Raw genomic sequence first — 20,362 nt, 5'->3', positions numbered from 1 at the left:
CGCCCCTAGAACACCACCAGCGCCCGACCCCCCTTGCCCGCGACCATGTTGTCGAACGCGGCCGGGATGCCGTCCAGGGCGATGTGCTCCGTGACCAGCGCGCTGAGATCGAGGCGCCCGGCACGGATGTGCTCGGCGAGGACCGGCAGGTCACGGGCCGGGTCGGAGTTGCCGTAGACGCAGCCGGACAGCGTGCGGCCCCAGTGGAAGAGCTCCAGGGCGTTGAAGGTGACCTGCTGGTCCTTGCCGCCGATGCCGACGACGGTGGTGCGCCCACCGCGCCGGGTGGACTCCCAGGCCGTCCGGATGGTCACGGCACGCCCGACGCACTCGACGGCCACGTCGACGCCCTGCTTGCCGGTGAGCCCACGGATCTCCCGGGCCGTGTTCTCGGAGGCCACGACATAGTCCGTGGCACCGGCGGCGAGCGCCAACTCCTCCTTCTCCGGGGAGACATCGACCGCGATGATCTTCGAGGCGCCCGCGATGCGCGCCGCCTGGATCGTGGCGAGGCCGACGCCGCCGACGCCGTACACGGCGACGGTCTCACCCTCGCGCACGCGCGCCGAGTGATGGACGGCGCCGTAGCCGGTGAGGACGGCGCAGCCCAGCAGGGCGGCGTCCGTGAGCGGGACGCCGTCGGGGACCGGCAGCACCGTGTTCCCGGCGACGACCGTCTCCTCGGCGAACGCGGCGACGTTCAGCCCGGGGTGCAGATCGGAGCCGTCCGAGGCCCGACGCGCGTACACGTTGCCCGCGCCGGCCAGCGCGTTGGCGCACAGCCAGACCTCGCCCAGCGAGCAGGCGTGGCAACAGCCGCACGAGGGGGCCCAGTTGAGGACGACGGAGTCGCCGGGCGCGACATGGGTGACGCTCTCGCCGACGGAGACGACCGTGCCCGCGCCCTCGTGGCCGAGGACGGCCGGGAGCGGCACGCGCATGGTGCCGTTGGTGAGGGACAGGTCGGAGTGGCAGACCCCGGCGGCGGCGAGCTTGATGCGGACCTGCCCGGGGCCGGGCTCGGGCAGGTCGATGTCGGTGATCTCCAGCGGGGAACCGACGGCGGTGCAGACAGCGGCGCGGACCATGGTGATCGGTGACTCCCTTAGAACTGGAGGGACTTGGTCTGGAGGTACTCGGACAGGCCGTGCGAGCCGAGCTCCCGGCCGACGCCCGACTGCTTGTAACCGCCGAACGGGGCCTGCGGGTTGAACCGTCCGCCGTTGATGTCGACCTGGCCGGTGTCCATGCGGCGCGCGAACGCCACGGCCTCCGCCTCGTCGCCCGCCCAGACCGCGCCCGCGAGCCCGTACACGGTGCCGTTGGCGATCCGCAGGGCGTCGTCCTCGTCCTCGTAGCGGATGAGGGAGACGACCGGGCCGAAGATCTCCTCCTGCGCGATCGTCATCTCGGGGGTGACGTCGGCGAAGACGGTCGGGGCGACGAAGTAGCCCTTCTCGTGCGGGGCCTCGGTGCCGCCGACGACGAGCCGCGCGCCCTCCGCGACGCCCTTCTCGATGTAGCCGCGCACCCGCGCCTGCTGCTTGGCGTTGACGAGCGGGCCGATGCGGTCGCCGTACTTGGCGGCGGCGGCCCCGGCGAGTTCGACCGCCTCGTCGTACTGGTCCGTGTGGACCAGCATGCGGGTCCAGGCGCTGCACGTCTGGCCGGAGTTGCCCATGACGTTGGCGATGCCGACGTTGACGGCCTTCGCGAGGTCGGCGCTGGGCAGGATGACGTTGGCCGACTTGCCGCCCAGTTCCAGTGCCACCCGCTTGATCGCGGCGCCGGCCGTGGCGCCGATCTGCCGGCCGACCGCCGTCGACCCGGTGAAGGAGACCAGGTCCACGTCCGGGTGCTCGGCGAGGGCCTGGCCCGCGACCGCGCCGATACCGGTGACGAGGTTGAAGACACCGGCCGGGATGCCCGCCTCGGCGACCGCCTCCGCGAACAGCTGGGCCGTCAGCGGGGTGTCCTCGGCGGGCTTGAGGACGACGGTGCAGCCCGCGGCGAGCGCCGGGGCGACCTTCGCGACGATCTGGTGCAGCGGGTAGTTCCAGGGCGTGATCGCGCCGACGACGCCGACCGGCTCGGCGTAGACGGTGGAGTTGCCGACCTTCTCCTCGAAGGGGTGGGAGGCGGCCAGCTCCGCGTACGAGCCGGAGACCAGGATCGGTACGCCCGCGTGCACCATCTGCGAGAACGGCAGGGGCGCGCCCAGCTCGGCCGTGACGGTCTCGGCGACCTCGTCCTTGCGCGCGACGAGCACGTCCCGCAGCGCGGCGATCCTCGCGGCGCGCTCGGCGGGGGCCGTGGCGGCCCAGGCCGGGAAGGCGGCGCGGGCGGCGCGCACGGCGGCGTCGATGTCCTCGGCGGTGCCCGCGGGGACCTGGCCGATCACCGACTCGTCGACCGGATTGACGACGGCGATGGTGTCGCCGCCCGCGGCGGCGCGCCACTCTCCGCCGATGTACATCCCCTCATGGGCCTTCATGGCACTCCTCCCGGTACTTGCTGCTCGTCCGACGACCAAACTAGCGGTGATAGTTTTCTGGCGCCAGAGACCCACCGGAGACCCCGGTCACGCTGCCGGTAATTCCTCAGTAACGCCGCCTTTCTAGCGTGCGCACTCCCCCGTACCGTTCCCGGAGGAGTGCCCCCGATGCACCTGCCCCGACCGCCACGGCGCAGTACAGCCGTTTGGGCGGCGGCCGCGTTCACCGCGACCGCTCTGGCCGCCGGCGCCCTGCCCGCCGCCGCCGCAGCAGCCGACACCTCGTCCGCCGCCGCCACCGCGAAGATCGACTCGTCACTGAGCAAGGCCGTCGCCAAGGGCGGTGACGCGACGTTCTTCGTCACGCTCAAGGACAAGGCGGATCTGAAGACCGCCAAGAAGCAGTCCTCGCACGCGAAGGCCGCCAAGGCCGCGTACAAGGCGCTGAAGACGAACGCCGAGGACAGCCAGAAGTCCCTCGCCTCCTTCCTCGACAAGAAGAAGGTCGGCCACAAGGACTACTGGATCGCCAACACCGTCAAGGTGACCGGCGACCAGGCCCTGGTCGACGAGCTCGCCAAGCGCTCGGACGTCAAGTCGATCGTCAAGGAGCAGACGTTCAAGCTCGACGCGGGCGAGACGTCGAACACCAAGGTCACCAAGACGCCCACCAAGGCGGGCACCGACTCGTCGGCCAGCGGTGACGACACCCCCGAGTGGGGCGTCTCGGACATCAAGGCCGACCAGGTCTGGAACCAGTACGACGACCGCGGCGAGGGCATCGTCATCGCCAGCGTCGACTCCGGTGTGCAGTACGACCACCCGGACCTCGTGGACAACTACCGCGGCAACAACGGTGACGGCACGTTCACCAACGACTACAACTTCTACGACGCGACCGGCGCCTGCGCCACCACCAGCACGCCGTGCGACGACAACGGTCACGGCACCCACACCATGGGCACGATGGTCGGCAAGAACGGCATCGGTGTCGCGCCGAACGCGAAGTGGATGGCGGCCAAGGCCTGCGCGACCTCGCAGGGCAGCTGCCAGGACGACGACCTGCTCGCCGCCGGTCAGTGGATCCTCGCGCCGACCGACGCCAACGGCCAGAACCCCCGCCCGGACCTCGCCCCGAACATCGTGAACAACTCCTGGGGCGGTGACGGCACCTTCTACACCGACATCGTCAACGCCTGGAACGCTGCGGGCATCTTCGAGGCGTTCGCGGCCGGCAACGACGGCGACGGCACGACCTGCTCGACGACCCACCCGCCGGGCGCGCAGACCGAGACCTACGGGGTCGGCGCCTACGACGTGAACAGCAAGATCGCCAACTTCTCCGGCTTCGGCCCCTCGCCGATCGACGGTTCGGCCAAGCCGAACATCTCGGCCCCGGGCGTCAACGTCGAGTCCACCTGGCCCGGTTCGTCGTACAACGCCGAGTCCGGTACGTCGATGGCGACTCCGCACGTGTCGGGCGCCGTGGCGCTGCTCTGGTCGGCCGCCCCGTCGCTGATCGGCAACATCGCCGAGACCCGCGAGCTCCTCAACGAGGGTGCCCGCGACGTCGATGACACGCACTGTGGTGGCACCGCCGCCATGAACAACGTCTGGGGCGAGGGCAAGCTCAACATCCTCGCGTCCATCGACAAGGCCCCGCACACCGCCGTGACGGTGTCCGGCAAGGTCACCGACAAGGACACCGGCGCCGGGGTGCAGGGCATCTCCGTCAAGGCCGGCAACGACACCGAGGGTTACCGCACGGTCGTCACCGGCGCCAACGGCGGCTACCGTCTGTCGTTCACCCCGAACACGTACGACTTCACGCTCAGCGGCTACGGCTACGCGACCAAGACGGTCTCCGGCGTCGAGCTGTCCGGTGACCAGCCCGTCACCCAGGACTTCTCACTGACCGCCATGCCCGTCCACAAGGTTTCCGGCACGGTCCTCGACGTCACCGGCAAGGCCCTCAAGGGCGCGACCGTCCAGGTCGTCGGCACCCCGCTCGACACGGTCACCTCCGCCGCCGACGGCTCGTTCACGCTGCCGAAGGTCGCCGAGAGCACCTACACCCTGAAGGTGACGCCCGCCGCGCCCATCCTGTGCAACGGCGTCTCGACCACCAGCCTGGTCGTCGCCGGTGACGAGACCCGCACCATCCGGCTCCCGGCCCGCGCCGACAACTCGGGCAACAGCTGCACCCCGGCCACCTACTCCTGGATCTCCGGTTCCAGCAAGGTCGCGCTGTCCGGTGACGAGGACGCCAAGACGGTCTCGCTGCCCTTCCCGGTCTCGTTCTACGGTGTGAAGTACTCCAGCGCCGCGGTCACCACCGACGGCCTGATCGACTTCCTCTCGCCGCGCATCGGCGACTACGCCAACGAGGCCCTGCCGACGGAGGCCCAGCCGAACGGCATCGTCGCCCCGCTGTGGGACGACCTGACCCTCGACAAGAAGTCGACCGTGCAGACGGCCACCACCGGCAAGTCCGGCAGCCGTAAGTTCGCGATCGTCTGGAACAACGTCCTGTTCGCCGACGGCGGCAAGGACCGCGCCACCTTCGAGGCCGTCTTCGACGAGGCCACCGGCGCGCTCACCTTCCAGTACAAGTCCGTCCCGGGCAACGGTTCGTCGGCCACCGTCGGCATCGAGAACCAGGCCGGCACCGACGCCCTCCAGTACTCGTTCGACCAGGCCGTCCTGAAGGACGGCTCGGCGATCCGCTTCGCGCAGGGAGCCAAGTAACCATGAGAGCCACCACCTCCCGGCGGGCGCTGACGCTCGCTTCCGCCCTGGTCGCGGCGGGCCTGACGCTGACGGCGGCGCCGCACGCGCTGGCCGCCGACAACTCGACCGACGCGATGACGCTGACCAGCTCCGAGGCCACCACCCTCGCCGACCACGTCAACGTGGACGTGTACGGGGACGACAACGAGTACGCGGCGAAGGACGACACGTCCGCCGACGACTCCGGCTCGGGCACCTCGAACTCCTCGGGTTCGTCGGACTCCTCCGGCAGCGGGTCGAAGCTGGACGCCGCCGGCACCGACGCCACCACCTCCGTCACCTTCACCGACAAGTCCACGCTCGAAGGCGTGCGCGGCGTCGGTGCCACCGTCCCGGCCGGCTCCGACGGCAGCTACTTCACCGTGCACAGCCTGGGCAACGTCCAGCTGCACAAGGCCGACGGCTCCACCGCCTGGGCGCGCTCCAACGCCTCGTTCTACACGGACTGGCAGGCCCAGCCGACGCAGGTCTGGCGGACCGAGCCGTACCCGGCGCGCATCCAGATGGGCTACAACGCCGTCTCGCCGTACGGAACCTACTCGGACCAGGGGTACGACACCGCCGACCTGACCGGTGACGGCACGAAGGACATCGTGATCTCCGCGTCCGTCGGCATCGACGACGCCCGGGCGATCACCACGCCCGACTCGTCGCTCAAGGCCGGCACCTTCGTGACGGTGCTCGACGGCAAGACCGGCAAGACGCTGTGGTCGAAGCTGTACGCGTTCGCCGGCAACATCAAGGTCGTCGACGGCACGCTGCTCATCGCCAACTCGCCGCGCCTGAACTGGAACGCGCCCACGACGGACACGGCCACCCTCACCGGTATCCGCTTCGCGTACGCCGACGGGAAACTGACCCCGTCGAAGACGTGGACGTACGACACCGGCTCGACCACGGGCGCCACCTGGGCCGCCCTGGAGTCCGTCGGCGACGGCAAGGTCGCCGCGGTCTGGGACCTGCGCAAGACCGCCACGAACGCCTCGCGCGGCCGCACCCTCGTCCTGGACACGGCCGACGGCTCGGTCGCATGGCAGACGGACAGCGCGCTGTACGGCCGCCAGCTGCACCTCGACGCCTCCCGCAAGCGGATCGTCGCCCTGGAGCAGGCGGACACCTCCGACGCCGTGAAGTACGAGATCGCCGCGTACGACCTGGCCGACGGCAAGCGCACCACGCTCGACAGCCGCGTCAACGTCCTGCCCACCGCCCTGACGATCGGTGACGCGGCGTCGGGCGGCGGCGACGAGATCTCGGTCAGTGAGTCGGTGCTCAGCTCGTCGTTCAACGTCACCGCCAGCACGATCCGGGTCCTGGACGGCTCGGACGGCGCGACGGTCAAGTGGACCTACACCACCAAGCGTTCCGCCGACAACGACCACGACGGTGCCAGCACCTGGAACCTCGTCGCCACGAACGGTTCACTCACCGCCTCCGCGATCGACGACCAGGACGAGAGCAACGCGCTCAACCCCGGCGGTCTGCGCTACGGCTCGCTGACCGCGTTCACCAGCGGCGGCAAGGTCAAGTGGCGCCGGCACGGCTACAACGCCTCACCGATGTACCAGCAGGTGTACTCCTCCGGCGGCAAGGACTACGTCCGCACCGTCGACCAGCAGCAGAACATCCGCGAGTACAAGCTGGGCAACGGCGGCCAGAAGAACCTGACGCCGCTGCAGGGCGACCTGTACACCGGTAGGACGGCCGACTTCGACGGCGACAAGAAGCCGGATGTCGTCGTCGGCGGCTCCTCGCACGGAGTGTGGGCGTACTCCGGCACCTCCCTGGTCAGCGGCGAGCCGAAGCTGCTGTGGAAGGCCACCGTCCCCGGCGAGGTCCACAACATCGCCACCGGTGACGTGAACGGCGACGGCACCCCCGACGTCGCCGTGGCCGCGGACAACGCGACCGCCGTCATCAACGGGAAGACCGGCAAGGTCCTCTCCACGGTCGACGGGGCCGGCCAGTACGTCCGCTCGGTGACCCTCGCCGACGTCAACGGCGACGGCAAGGCCGAGGTCATCGTCCCGACCGACGCCCTGCGCGTGTACAACGCCAGCGGCAAGAAGCTGTGGTCGTACTCCGCCCCGGCGAGCGCGGGCGACGTGGTCTTCTCCGACACCACCGTCGCCGACGGCAAGGTGTACACGCAGTACAGCTCCCTGAACGCGTTCCACGATTCGGACGCCGTCGTCAACGGCGTCGCGCTGAACGGCAAGGGCGTCGTGCAGTGGACCGCCGACCCGAAGGCCCCGGCCGCGGCGGCCGACGGCAAGCTGCACGGGGCGCTCCTGGTCAATGGCACCTTCGCCTCGCCGGACATCCCCTACGCGGACGGGCACGCGGTCGTCTACACGTGGATCGCGATGACCGACCCGACCACGGCCGGCGATCTCTCCACCGCCTCGCCGACCGTCGTCATGGAGATCCGCGACGGGCGCACCGGCGAGGTGCTCCACCAGGTCATCAGCAAGAGCAGCCCGTACTCCCAGGGCAACTTCTTCACCGACGCGGACACCAAGTCGCTGTACTGGGCCACGCTCGGCACGCTCCAGACCTTCGGCGCCGACGGCAACGACTCCAAGTTGTCGTTCGTCGCACCGATGCGCACCCTGCAGTCCATCAACGGCCCCGGGGGCCTCAAGCTGCTGGCCGGCGGTGTCGGGGGCGGCCTGAGCGCCTACGACCTGTCGTCGCTTTCCGGTGGGGCCTTCAAGGCCCCCAACGGCTCGGCCAAGCTCATGGGCGGCCAGAACTTCCTGGCCGCCGACCTCGACGGTGACGGCACCGACGAGATGGTCTCGCTGAACTACGACCACCACGGCATCAACCGCATGGCCGAGCAGCTGGGCGGAGGCGTCCTCTCCCTGGACGACGCCATCCACCAGATGTCGACGTTCAAGCTCTCCTGACCTCCGCGCAGCGGCAGTCCACGAAACCCCCTGGGCCCCGCCCAGGGGGTTTCTCCCGCTCACGGCCACCCCGCCACCCGTCCCCAACTCCCAGTAATTCCACAGTAACGGCGGCTCCCTACGGTGCACGCGATCTCGTCCCGACCCGGAGGAGCACACCCCTGATGCATCTGCCCAGACCGCCCCGACGTAGATCCGCCTCATGGGCGGCGGCCGCGTTCACCGCGACCGCACTGATCACCGGCGTGATACCGGCCGTCGCCGCCGACACCCCGGCCGCGGCCGACACCGTCGCCGCGAAGATCGACTCTTCACTGAGCAGCGCTGTCGCCAAGGGCGGTGACGCGACGTTCTTCATCACCCTGAAGGACAAGGCCGACCTGTCCGGCGCCAAGAAGCAGAAGACGCACGCGAAGGCCGCCACGGCCGCCTACAAGGAGCTGCGCGCGCACGCCGACGACAGCCAGGCCTCGCTGCGGTCCTTCCTCGACAAGAAGAAGGTCGGCCACAAGGACTACTGGATCGCCAACACGATCCAGGTCACCGGCGACAAGGCCCTCGTCGACGAGCTCGCCAAGCGCTCGGACGTGGCGTCGATCGTCAAGCGGCGTTCGTTCAAGCTCGACGACATGGAGACCTCCGACAAGAAGGTCACCACGTCCCGTACCGCGTCGGCGAGTTCCGACGTATCCACCGACAGTGACGCGACGCCCGAGTGGGGCATCTCGGATGTCAAGGCCGACCAGGTCTGGGACCAGTACAAGGACCGCGGCGAGGGCATCGTCGTCGCGAACGTCGACTCGGGTGTGCAGTACGACCACCCGGACCTCGTCGCCAACTACCGCGGCAACAACGGCGACGGCACGTTCACGAACGACTACAACTTCTACGACGCGACGGGCCAGTGCGCCACCAGCAGCACCCCGTGCGACAACGCCGGTCACGGCACCCACGTCATGGGCACGATGGTCGGCAAGAACGGCATCGGCGTCGCGCCGAACGCCAAGTGGATCGCCGCCAAGGGCTGCGCGTCCGACACGTGCTACAACGACGACCTGCTCGCCGCCGGTCAGTGGATCCTCGCTCCGACGGACCACAACGGGCAGAACCCGCGCCCGGACCTCGCCCCGAACATCGTCAACAACTCCTGGGGCGACCCGGAGGGGACCGAGCCGTTCTACCAGGACATCCTCGACGCCTGGAACGCGGCGGGCATCTTCGAGGCGTTCGCGGCCGGCAACGAGGGTGACGGCACGACCTGCTCGACGACCCACCCGCCCGGCTCGCAGGCCGACTTCTACGGTGTCGGCGCCTACGACTCGGCCGGCAAGATCGCCCATTTCTCCAGCTTCGGCCCCTCCCCGATCGACGGCTCGATGAAGCCGCAGATCACGGCGCCGGGCGTCGCGATCAAGTCCGCGTGGCCGGGCTCGACGTACAACACCATCCAGGGCACGTCGATGGCGACCCCGCACGTCGCCGGCTCCGTCGCGCTGCTCTGGTCGGCGGCCCCCTCGCTGATCGGCAAGATCGACGAGACCCAGAAGCTCCTCAACGAGGGCGCGCGCGACGTCGACGACACCCACTGCGGTGGCACCGCCGACGCCAACAACGTCTGGGGCAACGGCAAGCTCGACATCCTCACCTCCATCGACAAGGCCCCGCACACCGCGGCCGACGTCACGGGCAAGCTCACCGACAAGGCGACCGGCGCCGCTCTGCCGGGCATCACCGTCACGGCCACCGAGGCCGGCGGCACGGTCCGCACCGTCACCACCGGTTCGGACGGCACCTACCGCCTGACGCTGATCCCCGGCACCTACGGCTTCACGTTCAGCGGCTACGGCTACGCGAACGGCTCGGCGAGCGCGGTCACCCTCACCACCAGCCAGACCTTCACGCAGGACATGGCGCTGACCGCGGCGGCCTCCCACAAGGTCTCCGGCACCGTCCTCGACGTCACCGGCAAGGCCCTCGCCGGTGTGAAGGTCGAGCTGACCGGCACCCCGCTGGACGCCGTCACCACCGACGCCAAGGGTCAGTACTCCTTCGCCAAGGTCGCCGAGGGCACCTACAGCCTCACCGCCACGCCGGCCACCCCGGTGCTGTGCAACGGCGTGTACAACGGCTCCGCCACCGTCGGCTCCGCCGATCTGGCCAAGACCGTCCAGGTCCCGAACCGCACCGACGCCTCGGGCAACTCCTGCGCCCCGGCCGCCTATGCGTGGATCGCGGGCTCCAAGAAGGTCCCCCTGTCCGGTGACGAGGACGCCGCCACGGTCGCGCTGCCCTTCCCGGTCAAGCACTACGGCGTCTCGTACACCACCGCGTCGATCACCACCAACGGCCTGGTCGACTTCCTGGCCCCGCGCGTCGGCGACTACAACAACACCGCGCTGCCGACGACCGGTTACAACAGCGCGAAGGGCTTCGTCGCCCCGCTGTGGGACGACCTGACGCTGGACAAGAAGTCGTCCGTGCAGACGGCCACCACCGGCACAACCGGCAGCCGCAGGTTCGCCATCGTGTGGAACAACGCCGCCTACGCGAACGGCACTTCGGGCCGCGCCACGTTCGAGGCCGTCTTCGACGAGGCCACCGGCGCCGTGACCTTCCAGTACCAGTCCGTGCCGGGCAACGGAGCGGGCGCCACGGTCGGCATCGAGAACCAGGCGGGCACCGACGCCCTCCAGTACTCGTACAACCAGAACGTGCTCAAGAACTCCTCCGCCATCCGCTTCACCCCTAAGGGCGCGTGATGAACAAGACTTCCAGACGAGGCCTGCGCCTCGCGTCCGCCCTCGCAGCGGCGGGCCTCGCGCTCAGCGCGGCCCCGGCCGTCGCGATCGCCGACGACGGCAACGGCGTGCTCTCCCTCACCGACTCCCAGGCCGAAAAGCTCAGCCGGCGGCTCCAGTTGGACGCCTACGGAGACACTGCCGCGACGGACGACACGTCCTCCGACGCGGACGGTGCAGCGGGGGCTGTCTCCGGTTCCGCCGACTCCGGTTCCGCGGACTCCGGCACCACCGACGCGACCACCGCCGACTCGGCCACCGCCGCCCTCCCGACCCCGACGGTCACCGCCAAGGGCTACTCCGAGGGCGCGACCGGCATGGCCGCCACCACCCCCGTCGCGGGCAGCAACGGCGACTACTTCACCCTGCACGCGGGCGGGAACATCTCCCGGCGCTCCGCGGACGGCAAGGAGACGTGGACGCGGGACAACAACTCCCTCTACAAGGAGTGGGACGTCCCCGTGATGTCCCCGCGCTACGCGAAAGAGCCGTACCCGGCCCGCATCGTGATGGGCTTCAACGCGGTCACGCCGTTCTCTCCCGTGTCCGACGAGGGCTACGACACCGGCGACCTGACCGGTGACGGCGTACCGGACCTGGTGTTCACGGCCGACGTGGGCACGTACCCCTACCGGCCGTTCGTCCACGGCGACAGCAGCCTGCACACCGGCACGTTCGTCACCGTCCTCGACGGCGCCTCGGGCAAGACGCTGTGGACCAAGCTGTACGAGGGCGCGTACCAGATCAAGCTCGTCGGCAAGACGCTGCTGGTCGCGAACACGCCGTACTACAACACCTCCGCCGCCACCACCTCGACGTCCACGCTGACCGGCGTCCGCTTCGACCACGCCGACGGCAAGCTCACCGAGGCCGACTCGTGGACGTACGACACGGGCCTGTTCAAGGGCGCCGCCTGGTCGAGCCTGGAGCCCCTGGGCGGCGGCCTGGTCGCGGCCTCCTGGAACAAGCGCAAGACCTCCGCCACCGACACCACGGCCGGTCACACCCTGGTCCTCGACACGGCCGACGGCAGCGTCAAGTGGCAGTCCACGAACGGGCTCTACTCACGCCAGCTCCACCTGGACGCCTCCCGCAAGCGCCTGGTCACGCTGGAGATGTCCGACGTGAACGACGCCGTCGGGTACGAGGTCGTCGCCTACGGCCTCGCCGACGGCAAGCGCACCACCCTGGACAAGCGGACCAACGTCTTCGCCATGGACCTCGAGGTCGGCGACATCCAGGGCGACGCGAAGGCGGAGTACGCGGTCAGCGAGGACTCCCTCGACGAGAACATGTGGGTGAACGCCAACACGGTCCGGGCCCTGAACGGTTCCGACGCCTCCGTGCTGTGGCAGCGCACCGTCAAGCGCGACCCCGACAACTCCCAGGACGGGGCCACCGCCTGGAACCTGACGGCGGTCGACGGCACTCTCGTCGCCTCCTACAAGGACGACCAGAAGTTCAACGACGCGGTGAACGGCCACGCGGGCAGATTCGCCCGGCTCTCCGTGCTCAAGGGCGCCGACGGCTCGGTGAAGTGGGAGAAGCGCGGCGTCGTCGCCTCGCAGGCCTGGGCCCAGCCGTTCGCCGAGGGCAAGAGCCGGCGTCTGCGCACCGTGGACACGGACCAGAACATCCACGTCTACGCCCTCGGCAACGGCAAGCAGGACTCGCTCACGCCCATCCAGTCCCAGCTGTGGTCGGCCGCCCTGACGGACGTCAACGGCGACGGCAAGCAGGACATCGTGGCCGGCGGCCAGTCCCAGGGCCTGTACGCCTTCGACGGCCCGTCGATGACGGCCGGCAAGAAGAAGCTGCTCTGGCAGACCACCGTCCCCGGCCAGATCCACAAGATCGTCAAGGCTGATGTCGACGGCGACGGCACCGACGAGATCGTCGTCGCGGCCGACAACTCGACGGTCGTGGTCGACTCCACCACCGGCAAGGTCCGCTCGACCATCGACGGCCAGGGCCAGTACGTGTGGTCCCTCACCACCGGTGACCTGAACCACGACGGCAAGGACGAGATCATCGTCCCCACCGACAAGATCCGCGCCTACGACGGCAGGGGACGCCAGAAGTGGGCGTACACCGCCCCGGCGGCGAACACCGTCTTCGGTGACGTCAGCGTCGTCGACGGCCAGGTCTACGGCCAGTACGGCAGCCGCAACGCGTTCACGTACGACCACTCGGACCCGAACGCGAGCTCCCCCGGCGGGCAGCCGACCGGCGCCGTCGCTGTGCGGGGCTCCAACGGCAAGGCCGTCTGGGAGGACGCGGACCCGAAGCCCGAGGGCGCGAAGATCCTTTACGGCACCGCCATGCGGGGCGCGGCCTTCGCCTCCAAGGAGATCCCCTACGCGGACGGTCACGCGGTCGCCGAGACCTGGTACATCCGGGACGCCAAGGGCGGCCTGAGCGCGGTCGTCGAGATCCGCGACGGCCGCACCGGCGAGGTGCTGCACTCCGTCGCCACCGGCGGGGCCTGGACCCAGGGCAACTGGTTCACCGGCCCCGAGGGCCTCTACCTGGTGGGCACCGCCAGGATCACGCTGTTCGGTCCCGACGGCCAGGACTACGCAGCGTCCAGCACCGGCATGATCCAGACCGGCGGCTTCCTCACCGGCCCGAACGGCGTGCGCTACCTGGTCGCTGCGGGCGCGACCGGCTTCGACCTGGTGGACCCGGCGCAGGTGAAGCAGGGCTCCCTCCCCCGGATCGCCTACGGCAACGTCTACGGCGGCCGCGAGTACGTCTCCGGTGACCTCAACGGCGACGGCACGGACGAGGTCGTCTCGCTCAACTTCGACGACGTCGGCACCAACCGGATGGCAGAACTCGAAGAGGGCGGCTACTCCGTCCCGTACACCGCGATCCGCCAGCTCACGGTGTTCACCGTGTCCTGACGGCCGGACGGGACCGGACGGACGGGACCGGACCGACGGACCCCCTGGGCCTGGCTCAGGGGGTTCTCAGTCTGCTCGGTTACAGTTGCGCCCTCATGAACGAGCAGCAGCCAGCCCGCACGAATTCGGCCACTCCGCTGCTGCGTCTGCGCCTTTTCGGGGGTTTCGCGGCGACTCGTGCCAACGGGCCCTCGCCCGCCGAGCGTTGGACCCGGCCGAGCGCCCAGACCTTGGTAAAACTGCTCGCCGTCACCCCCGACCACCAGCTCCATCGCGAGCAGGCCATGGACATCTGCTGGCCGGACGCCGACCAGCACTCCGCGACCGGCTCGCTGCGCGTCGCCCTGCACGCCGCCCGCCGCGCCCTGGAGCCCGAACTCGCGCCCCGCGCCGCCTCCTCGTACCTGATAACCGACGGCGCGCTGCTGCGACTGGATCCGGCCACCGTACGGATCGACGCCGACGACGCCGAGGCGACGGCACGGGCCGCGCTCGCCTCCCCGACTCCGGGGCAACTCGCCACCGCTCTCGACCTGTTCACCGGCGAGCTGCTGCCCGAGGACCGCTACGCGCACTGGGCCCAGTCGCGCCGCGACCAGCTGGCCGCCCTGCGCGAGGAGGTGCTGCTGGCGCTCGCCGCGGCGCACATGGCGCAGGGATCCCCGGCCGAGGCCGCCGCAGCCGCCGAGCAGGTGCTTCTCGGCAGCCCCGCCGAGGAAGCCGCCCACCGGGCCCTCATGGAGTCGTATCTCCAGCGGGGCCTCCGCCGGCTCGCGGTGCGTCAGTACCACGTGTGCCGTCAGGCGCTCGACGCCGAGCTGGGCGTGCGGCCCGGACCCGGTACGGAGCGGCTGCACCGGATCGCGCTGACCGACTCCCCCGGGCCCGCCCTGACCGCGCCGACGCTGCCCGCCCCCCTGCGCGCTCCCGCCGCGCCCCTGCACGGTCGTGACAACGTTATCGAGCGCCTGCTGGAGACGGCCCGGCCGCCGGTCACCCTGCTCACCGGCGAGGCCGGCGTCGGCAAGACCACGCTGGCCCGGGAGACGGCGCGGCGGGCCGCCGCGGCCGGCACCGCCGTGCTGTGGGGCGGCGGGCACGACGCCGAAGGGCACACGCCGTACGGGGCGTTCGCCGAGGCCCTCGACGGCTGGCTCGCCGAGTGGGACGCCGGGGAGCGGGCCCGGGTGGGCGCCGAGTATCCCGAACTGGCCGCGTTCCTCCCGTCGTTGGGGCGGGTCAGGGCGGGCGGTGAGCGCAGCCCGGAGGAGGAGCGGGACCGGCTGTTCCGGGCGGCGGGCGCACTGCTCGGCGAACTCGCCGCCGCACAGGCGGTACTGGTCGTCCTGGACGATCTGCACGCGGCCGACGAGGGCTCGTTCCAGCTCCTCAGCCATCTGGCCCGGCGGGTCACGGGCGACGGGACGGCACTGCGGTTCCTCGTCACCTACCGGGACGAGGAGGTCCCCGAGGGCGATCCGCGCCGCTCGGCCCTCGTCGCGCTGCGGCGCGCACGGCTTTCCGCGCACGAGGACGTGGGGCGGCTCGACCGGGCGGCCTGTCTGGCCGTGGTACGCGACGTCGGCGCTCCGGACGAACGCCTCGACCGGGTCTGGGAACTCTCCCTCGGCAACCCGCTGTTCGCGCTCGAACTCGCCCGGGAGCCCGTCGGCGACGTCACCGGCGAAGCGCCCGACGGCGTACGGCAGTTGGTGGGCGAGCGGCTCGGGCGGCTCGGACGGGACACCCGCCGGGTCGTCGAGGCCCTTGCGGTCGCGGGCGGTGAGGTCGCGCTGAGCGAACTGCTCGACGTCGCCGAGCACGGGCTGCGGCCGCCCATGGACGCGGTGGCCGCCCTGGAGGACGCCATCGGGGCCGCCCTCGTCGAGGAACGGCAGGTCGTGGTCGCGGGCCGGGCCGAGGCCGGCCTCGCCTTCCGTCACCCTCTCGTCCGTCTCACCTGCTGCGAGCAGCTCACGGTGGTACGGCGCCGGCAGCTCCACGCCGCGTTCGCGCAGACCGTGCTGCGCCGCCGCCCCGACGCCGTCGACACCCTCGCCTCCCATTTCGCCCGTGCCGACGATCCCCGGGCGGCCGAGTACCTGCGCCGGGCCGCCGAGCGGGCCGCCGCCGTCTACGCCAACGACACCGCCGACCGCTACTACCGCGACCTGGTCTCCCGGCTCGACGTGGACGCCGCCCGCGCACGGCTCGGGCACGCCCAGGTCCTGCGCCGCATGGGGCACTTCACGCAGGCCGCCGACGTCCTGCGGCTCGCGCTCGCCGAGTTCGTGCGGCGCGGCGACCACGACGACACCGTGCTCGCGGCGGCCCGGCTCGCCGAGACCCTCGTCAAGGCCGAGTCCCCGGAGGCGAGCCTCGACGTGCTGCGCGCCCACCGGCCGGGCGAGCGGACCGGCCCCGAGCCGGCCGCCTCCCACTTCCTCGCGCGCGGGATCGCCCTCACCGTGCGGGGGCGGTACGAGGACGGATACGCGGCCGCGCGGCAGGCGCTCTCCGCCGCGCTGCGGGTGCCCGGCGTCACCGGGCAGGGGCTCCTCGCCCGCTGCCATGCCGGGCAGGCCACGAATCTGGCCCTGGCCGGGCGGTTCCGGGAGGCCAGGGAGGCCGCCGATCTGGCGTTGGCCCCGGCCGAGGCGTACGGGGACTCGGCGCTGCTCGGGTCCGTCCTCTCCGTCCTGCGGGAGAACGCGCGGCGGGAAGGGCGGCTGCGGGACGCCGTCGACACCGGGCAGCGGGCGCTGAGCCTCGCCGAGGAGTCCGGGGATCCGACGGCGGCCGCGTTCGAGCGGGCCAATCTCGCTGAACTGTGGCTGCTGCTCGGGGAGTTCGAGGTCGCCAAGGAGGCCGCCGAGGCGGCGGTGGCGGGCGTGGACGCGGAGGACGCCTGGTCGTTGCCGTATGCGCTGGCCGCGTTGGCACGGGTGCTGATGCGGGGCGGTGCTCTCTTCGGGGTGGCCGAGTTGCTCGGGCGGGCCGAGCGGGCGGCCGGGATGGACCAGCAGGCGCGGTTCGAGGTACGCACCGCCCGCGCGGAGCTGGCGCTGCGCGAGGAGCGGCCCGGGGTGGCGTCCGGGCTGCTGCGGGACGGGGAGGCTCCGGTGCTCGCGGCGTGGGCTCATCTGCTGTGTGGGGAGCGGGAGTCGGCGCGGTGGGTCGCCGCCGGGGAGATCGAGCGGGCCCGGAGGAGCGGGGAGCGGTTGGCCGAGGTGGAGGCGGGGGTGGTGCACGCGGTGGCCCTCGGCGAGGGCGCGGGGGTGCGGGCGCTCGCCGCGGTCGAGGGGGTGGCCCGGGGGTTGCCGTACCCCGCCGGGGTGGGGCGGGTCGTCGCGGCTCGGGGGTTGCTGAGCCCGGGGTGATGCGGCTCGCTCGTATCCCGGGTGCGGCCCGGCGGGGCTTCTCGCGCAGTTCCCCGCGCCCCTGAGCGCCGTTGCACGCCACGCCGTCATAGCGAGTGCAGCTCTCGCCGTGGCTGAGCGCGCAGTTCCCCGCGCCCCTGAGCACCATTGCACGCCACGCCGTCATAGCGAGTGCAGCTCTCGCCGTGGCTGAGCGCGCAGTTCCCCGCGCCCCTGAAGGCTTGCGCTGCGCGCGCCTTCCCCTGAAGGCCGCGCCCCCTCCCCGAGGCTGGCCCTGGGGACACACGGAGTGTGTCTCTCAGGGGCGCGGGGAACTGCGCGGTGCAGGGTCGCCGGGGCGCGCGCCGCGACGAACAGGACCCGGCAGACGCGACCGCCTCCCCTCCCGCACGCCCAGGCCGGAAGCCACCAGCAACAAGGCGCCCAGCATCACGAACGGAGCCGCCGTACCCGCCACCCCCGCGATCAGCCCCGCCGAGGCCGGCGCCGCCACCTGCCCCAGCCGGTTGCCGGTGAGGCGCAGGGCCAGGGCCGTGGAGCGGGCGTCCGGCGGGGCGGCCTGGACGACCGTCGTCATCGACAGGGGCTGACCCACGCCCAGACAGAAGCCCAGCAGAACCAGGATCACCGCCAGCGCCCACACCGGCACCGGAAGAGCGATCGTCGCGCACAGCAGCGCCGCCAGGAGGCACGTCGACGTGATCAGAAGAGCCCGGCCCAGCCAGTCGATCAGCGGCGTCATCACCAGCCGGCAGGCGATCGTCGCGCCCGCGCGCAGGCTCAGCAGCACACCGACGACGGACGGCGCGATGCCCCGGTGCTCACCGACCACCGGCAGGTACGCCGTGAGGATGTCGGTGGCCGACAGCACGGCGAGGCTGATGAAGATGCCGCCGGGCACACCCCGGGTGCGCAGAATCCGGTGCACGGGAACCCGGACCGCGCTCACCCCCGTACGCGTACCGGAAGCCGGACGGCGCGCCTCGATGCGCCACAGCGAGGTGAGGGCGAACGCGCAGACGGCCGCCGAGATCAGCAGGGCCAGCGCGCTGGTGCCGCCCATGTCGGCGCCGTCGATCACCGCGCCCGCCGCGATCGGCCCGACCAGCTGGCCGAGCGAGGCGCCGATCGTGAAGTGGCCGAAGTTGCGGTCCTGTTCGTCGGGGGCCGACTGACGGGCCACGATCGACTGGGCGCCGATGACGAAGCAGAGGTGGCCGAGGCCCATCACACCGCTCCACGCGGCCATCCACACCAGGGAGTCCGCGGTGCCGCTGAGGGCGCAGCCGCCCGAGATCAGGACCACGCCGACCGGCAGCAGAGGCGCGCACCGGCCGTGATCGGTGCGCCGTCCCAGCGGTACGGCGGCGAACAGCGGCAGCAGCGCGTAGACACCGGCGATGACACCCACCGCCCGCTCGTCGGCGCCGAGCGCGAGCGCCCGGTAGGAGACGGCGGGCCGCGCCATCGACACCGCCCCCTGCGCGAAGCTGAAGGCGATGACGAGGCGCAGCAACCAGGTTCGGCTCATGGGTCCCGTCACACGATCCCGAAGAGCAGGCCCGCGCCGAGGACGACGAGCGCGGTCAGCGCGGCCCACTTCACGGTGAACCGGGTGTGGTCGCCGAACTCGACCTTCGCCATGCCGACGAGGACGTACACGGCCGGGACGAGCGGGCTGGACATGTGCAGCGGCTGGCCGACGAGGGAGGCGCGGGCGATCTCCAGGGTGGAGACGCCGTGCGCGTTCCCGGCCTCGGCGAGGACCGGCACGATGCCGAAGTAGAAGCCGTCGTTCGACATGAAGTACGTGAAGGGGATGGAGAGCACGCCGGTGACCAGGGCCATGTGCGGGCCCATCCAGTCGGGGATGCCGCCGACGACCCACTTCGCCATGTGGTCGACCATGCCGGTGCCCTGGAGGACGCCGGTGAAGACGGCGGCGGCGAAGACCATGCCGGAGACGTTGAGGACGTTCTCGGCGTGGGCGCCGATGCGGGCCTTCTGGTCGGGCATGTGCGGGTAGTTGACGGTCAGGGCGAGCGCGGCGGCCAGGATGAACAGGACCGGGATCGGCAGCCACTCCATGATCATGGCGGTCAGCAGAACGACCGTGAGCAGGGCGTTGAACCAGTAGAGCTTCGGCCGCAGGGTGGGGCGGTTCGGGTCGAGGCCGGTGAACGTCTCGCCGTCCTCGTTCCGGTACGAGGGGGTGGCGCCGCCGGAGTGGTCGCCGCCACCGGCGCCCGCGCCCGCACCGGCGCCCACGAGCACCTTCTCGTCGGCCGTCTCGGTCACGGTCTCGGTGACCTCGTCGAGGGAGAGATAGCCGAGGCGCTTGCGCTCGCGGCGGCCCAGGACGTACGCGAGGACGAGGACGAAGAGCAGGCCGACGCCGAGCGCGGGGATCATCGGCACGAAGATGTCGGTGGCGTTGAGCTTGAGGGCCGTCGCCGCGCGGGCGGTCGGGCCGCCCCAGGGCAGGGTGTTCATGACGCCGTTGGCGGTCGCGGCGACACCCGTCATCACGACCAGGCTCATCTTCAGGCGCTTGTACAGCGGGTACATCGCCGAGACGGTGATCATGAAGGTGGTGGAGCCGTCGCCGTCCAGGGAGACGATCGCGGCGAGCACGGCGGTGCCGACGACGATGCGCACCGGGTCGGCCTTCGCGAACTTCAGGATGGCGCGCACGATCGGGTCGAAGAGACCGACGTCGATCATCACGCCGAAGTAGACGATCGCGAACATCAGCATGGCGGCGGTGGGCGCCAGGTCGCCGATGCCGGCGATGACGTAGTCACCGAGGTGGGCTCCCTTGCCCACCAGGACGCAGAAGAGCGCCGGGATGAGCACGAGCGCCGCGATCGGCGACACCTTCTTCATCATGATCAGCACCAGGAAGGTGGCGATCATGACGAATCCGAGGATCGTCAGCATGGAGGGGGTTCCTAACGTCGTTCGCCCTTGAACTTCCGCCCGGGGGTCGGCGGTCAGCGAGACGCTAGGGCCCGTCCGTCGGCGTTAACAAGACGTTGACACGCGAGCAATAAGCGCAAAACTCCAGGTCACGGCTTTACGA

At 71.0% G+C, this 20,362-nt stretch carries 9 protein-coding genes; 5 read left to right on the top strand and 4 right to left on the bottom strand.

Annotation, left to right across the window (positions count from 1 at the left end):
- Positions 1–5: 5 nt before the first annotated feature.
- Both ABZ930_RS09475 and ABZ930_RS09470 read right to left on the bottom strand, forming a co-directional pair.
- Positions 6–1,088 (bottom strand): Zn-dependent alcohol dehydrogenase, encoded by a 1,083-nt coding sequence (locus ABZ930_RS09475; protein WP_361544145.1) that lies wholly within the window; start codon positions 1,086–1,088, stop codon positions 6–8.
- A gap of 17 nt (positions 1,089–1,105) precedes the next feature.
- Positions 1,106–2,494, bottom strand: coding sequence for an aldehyde dehydrogenase family protein (locus ABZ930_RS09470; RefSeq protein WP_361544142.1), 1,389 nt, complete (start codon positions 2,492–2,494; stop codon positions 1,106–1,108).
- Positions 2,495–2,662: 168 nt separating this feature from the next.
- Between ABZ930_RS09470 and ABZ930_RS09465 the strand changes: the two genes are divergently transcribed.
- The 5 genes from ABZ930_RS09465 (at position 2,663) to ABZ930_RS09445 (ending at position 17,280) form a co-directional block, all read left to right on the top strand.
- A complete protein-coding gene (locus ABZ930_RS09465) occupies positions 2,663–5,242 on the top strand; it encodes a S8 family serine peptidase (protein ID WP_361544139.1) in 2,580 nt (859 codons plus the stop codon).
- Positions 5,243–5,244: 2 nt separating this feature from the next.
- Entirely contained in the window at positions 5,245–8,196 is a 2,952-nt protein-coding gene (locus tag ABZ930_RS09460) for a VCBS repeat-containing protein (RefSeq protein WP_361544136.1), read from the top strand.
- Positions 8,197–8,360: 164 nt separating this feature from the next.
- Positions 8,361–10,955: a S8 family serine peptidase gene (locus tag ABZ930_RS09455; RefSeq protein WP_361544133.1), complete on the top strand. Its 2,595-nt coding sequence runs from the start codon at positions 8,361–8,363 to the stop codon at positions 10,953–10,955.
- A complete protein-coding gene (locus ABZ930_RS09450; protein WP_361544130.1) occupies positions 10,955–13,900 on the top strand; it encodes an FG-GAP-like repeat-containing protein in 2,946 nt (981 codons plus the stop codon). The genes ABZ930_RS09455 and ABZ930_RS09450 overlap by 1 nt, the downstream gene beginning before the upstream one ends.
- Positions 13,901–13,995: 95 nt before the next feature.
- Positions 13,996–17,280 carry an AAA family ATPase gene (locus ABZ930_RS09445; protein ID WP_361544128.1) on the top strand — a complete coding sequence of 1,095 codons (3,285 nt, stop codon included), beginning with the start codon at positions 13,996–13,998 and terminating at the stop codon, positions 17,278–17,280.
- Positions 17,281–17,578: 298 nt separating this feature from the next.
- On the opposite strand, the gene ABZ930_RS09440 is transcribed toward ABZ930_RS09445, so the two are convergent.
- Both ABZ930_RS09440 and ABZ930_RS09435 read right to left on the bottom strand, forming a co-directional pair.
- Positions 17,579–18,811, bottom strand: a complete 1,233-nt coding sequence (locus ABZ930_RS09440; protein ID WP_361544125.1) for an MFS transporter — start codon at positions 18,809–18,811, stop codon at positions 17,579–17,581.
- A gap of 8 nt (positions 18,812–18,819) precedes the next feature.
- Positions 18,820–20,277 (bottom strand): CitMHS family transporter, encoded by a 1,458-nt coding sequence (locus ABZ930_RS09435; protein WP_361544466.1) that lies wholly within the window; start codon positions 20,275–20,277, stop codon positions 18,820–18,822.
- Between the last annotated feature and the right edge of the window lie 85 nt (positions 20,278–20,362).

Source organism: Streptomyces sp. NPDC046716, assembly GCF_040645755.1.
Lineage (GTDB): Bacteria > Actinomycetota > Actinomycetes > Streptomycetales > Streptomycetaceae > Streptomyces.
This window is presented reverse-complemented; position numbering and strand designations above follow the sequence as displayed.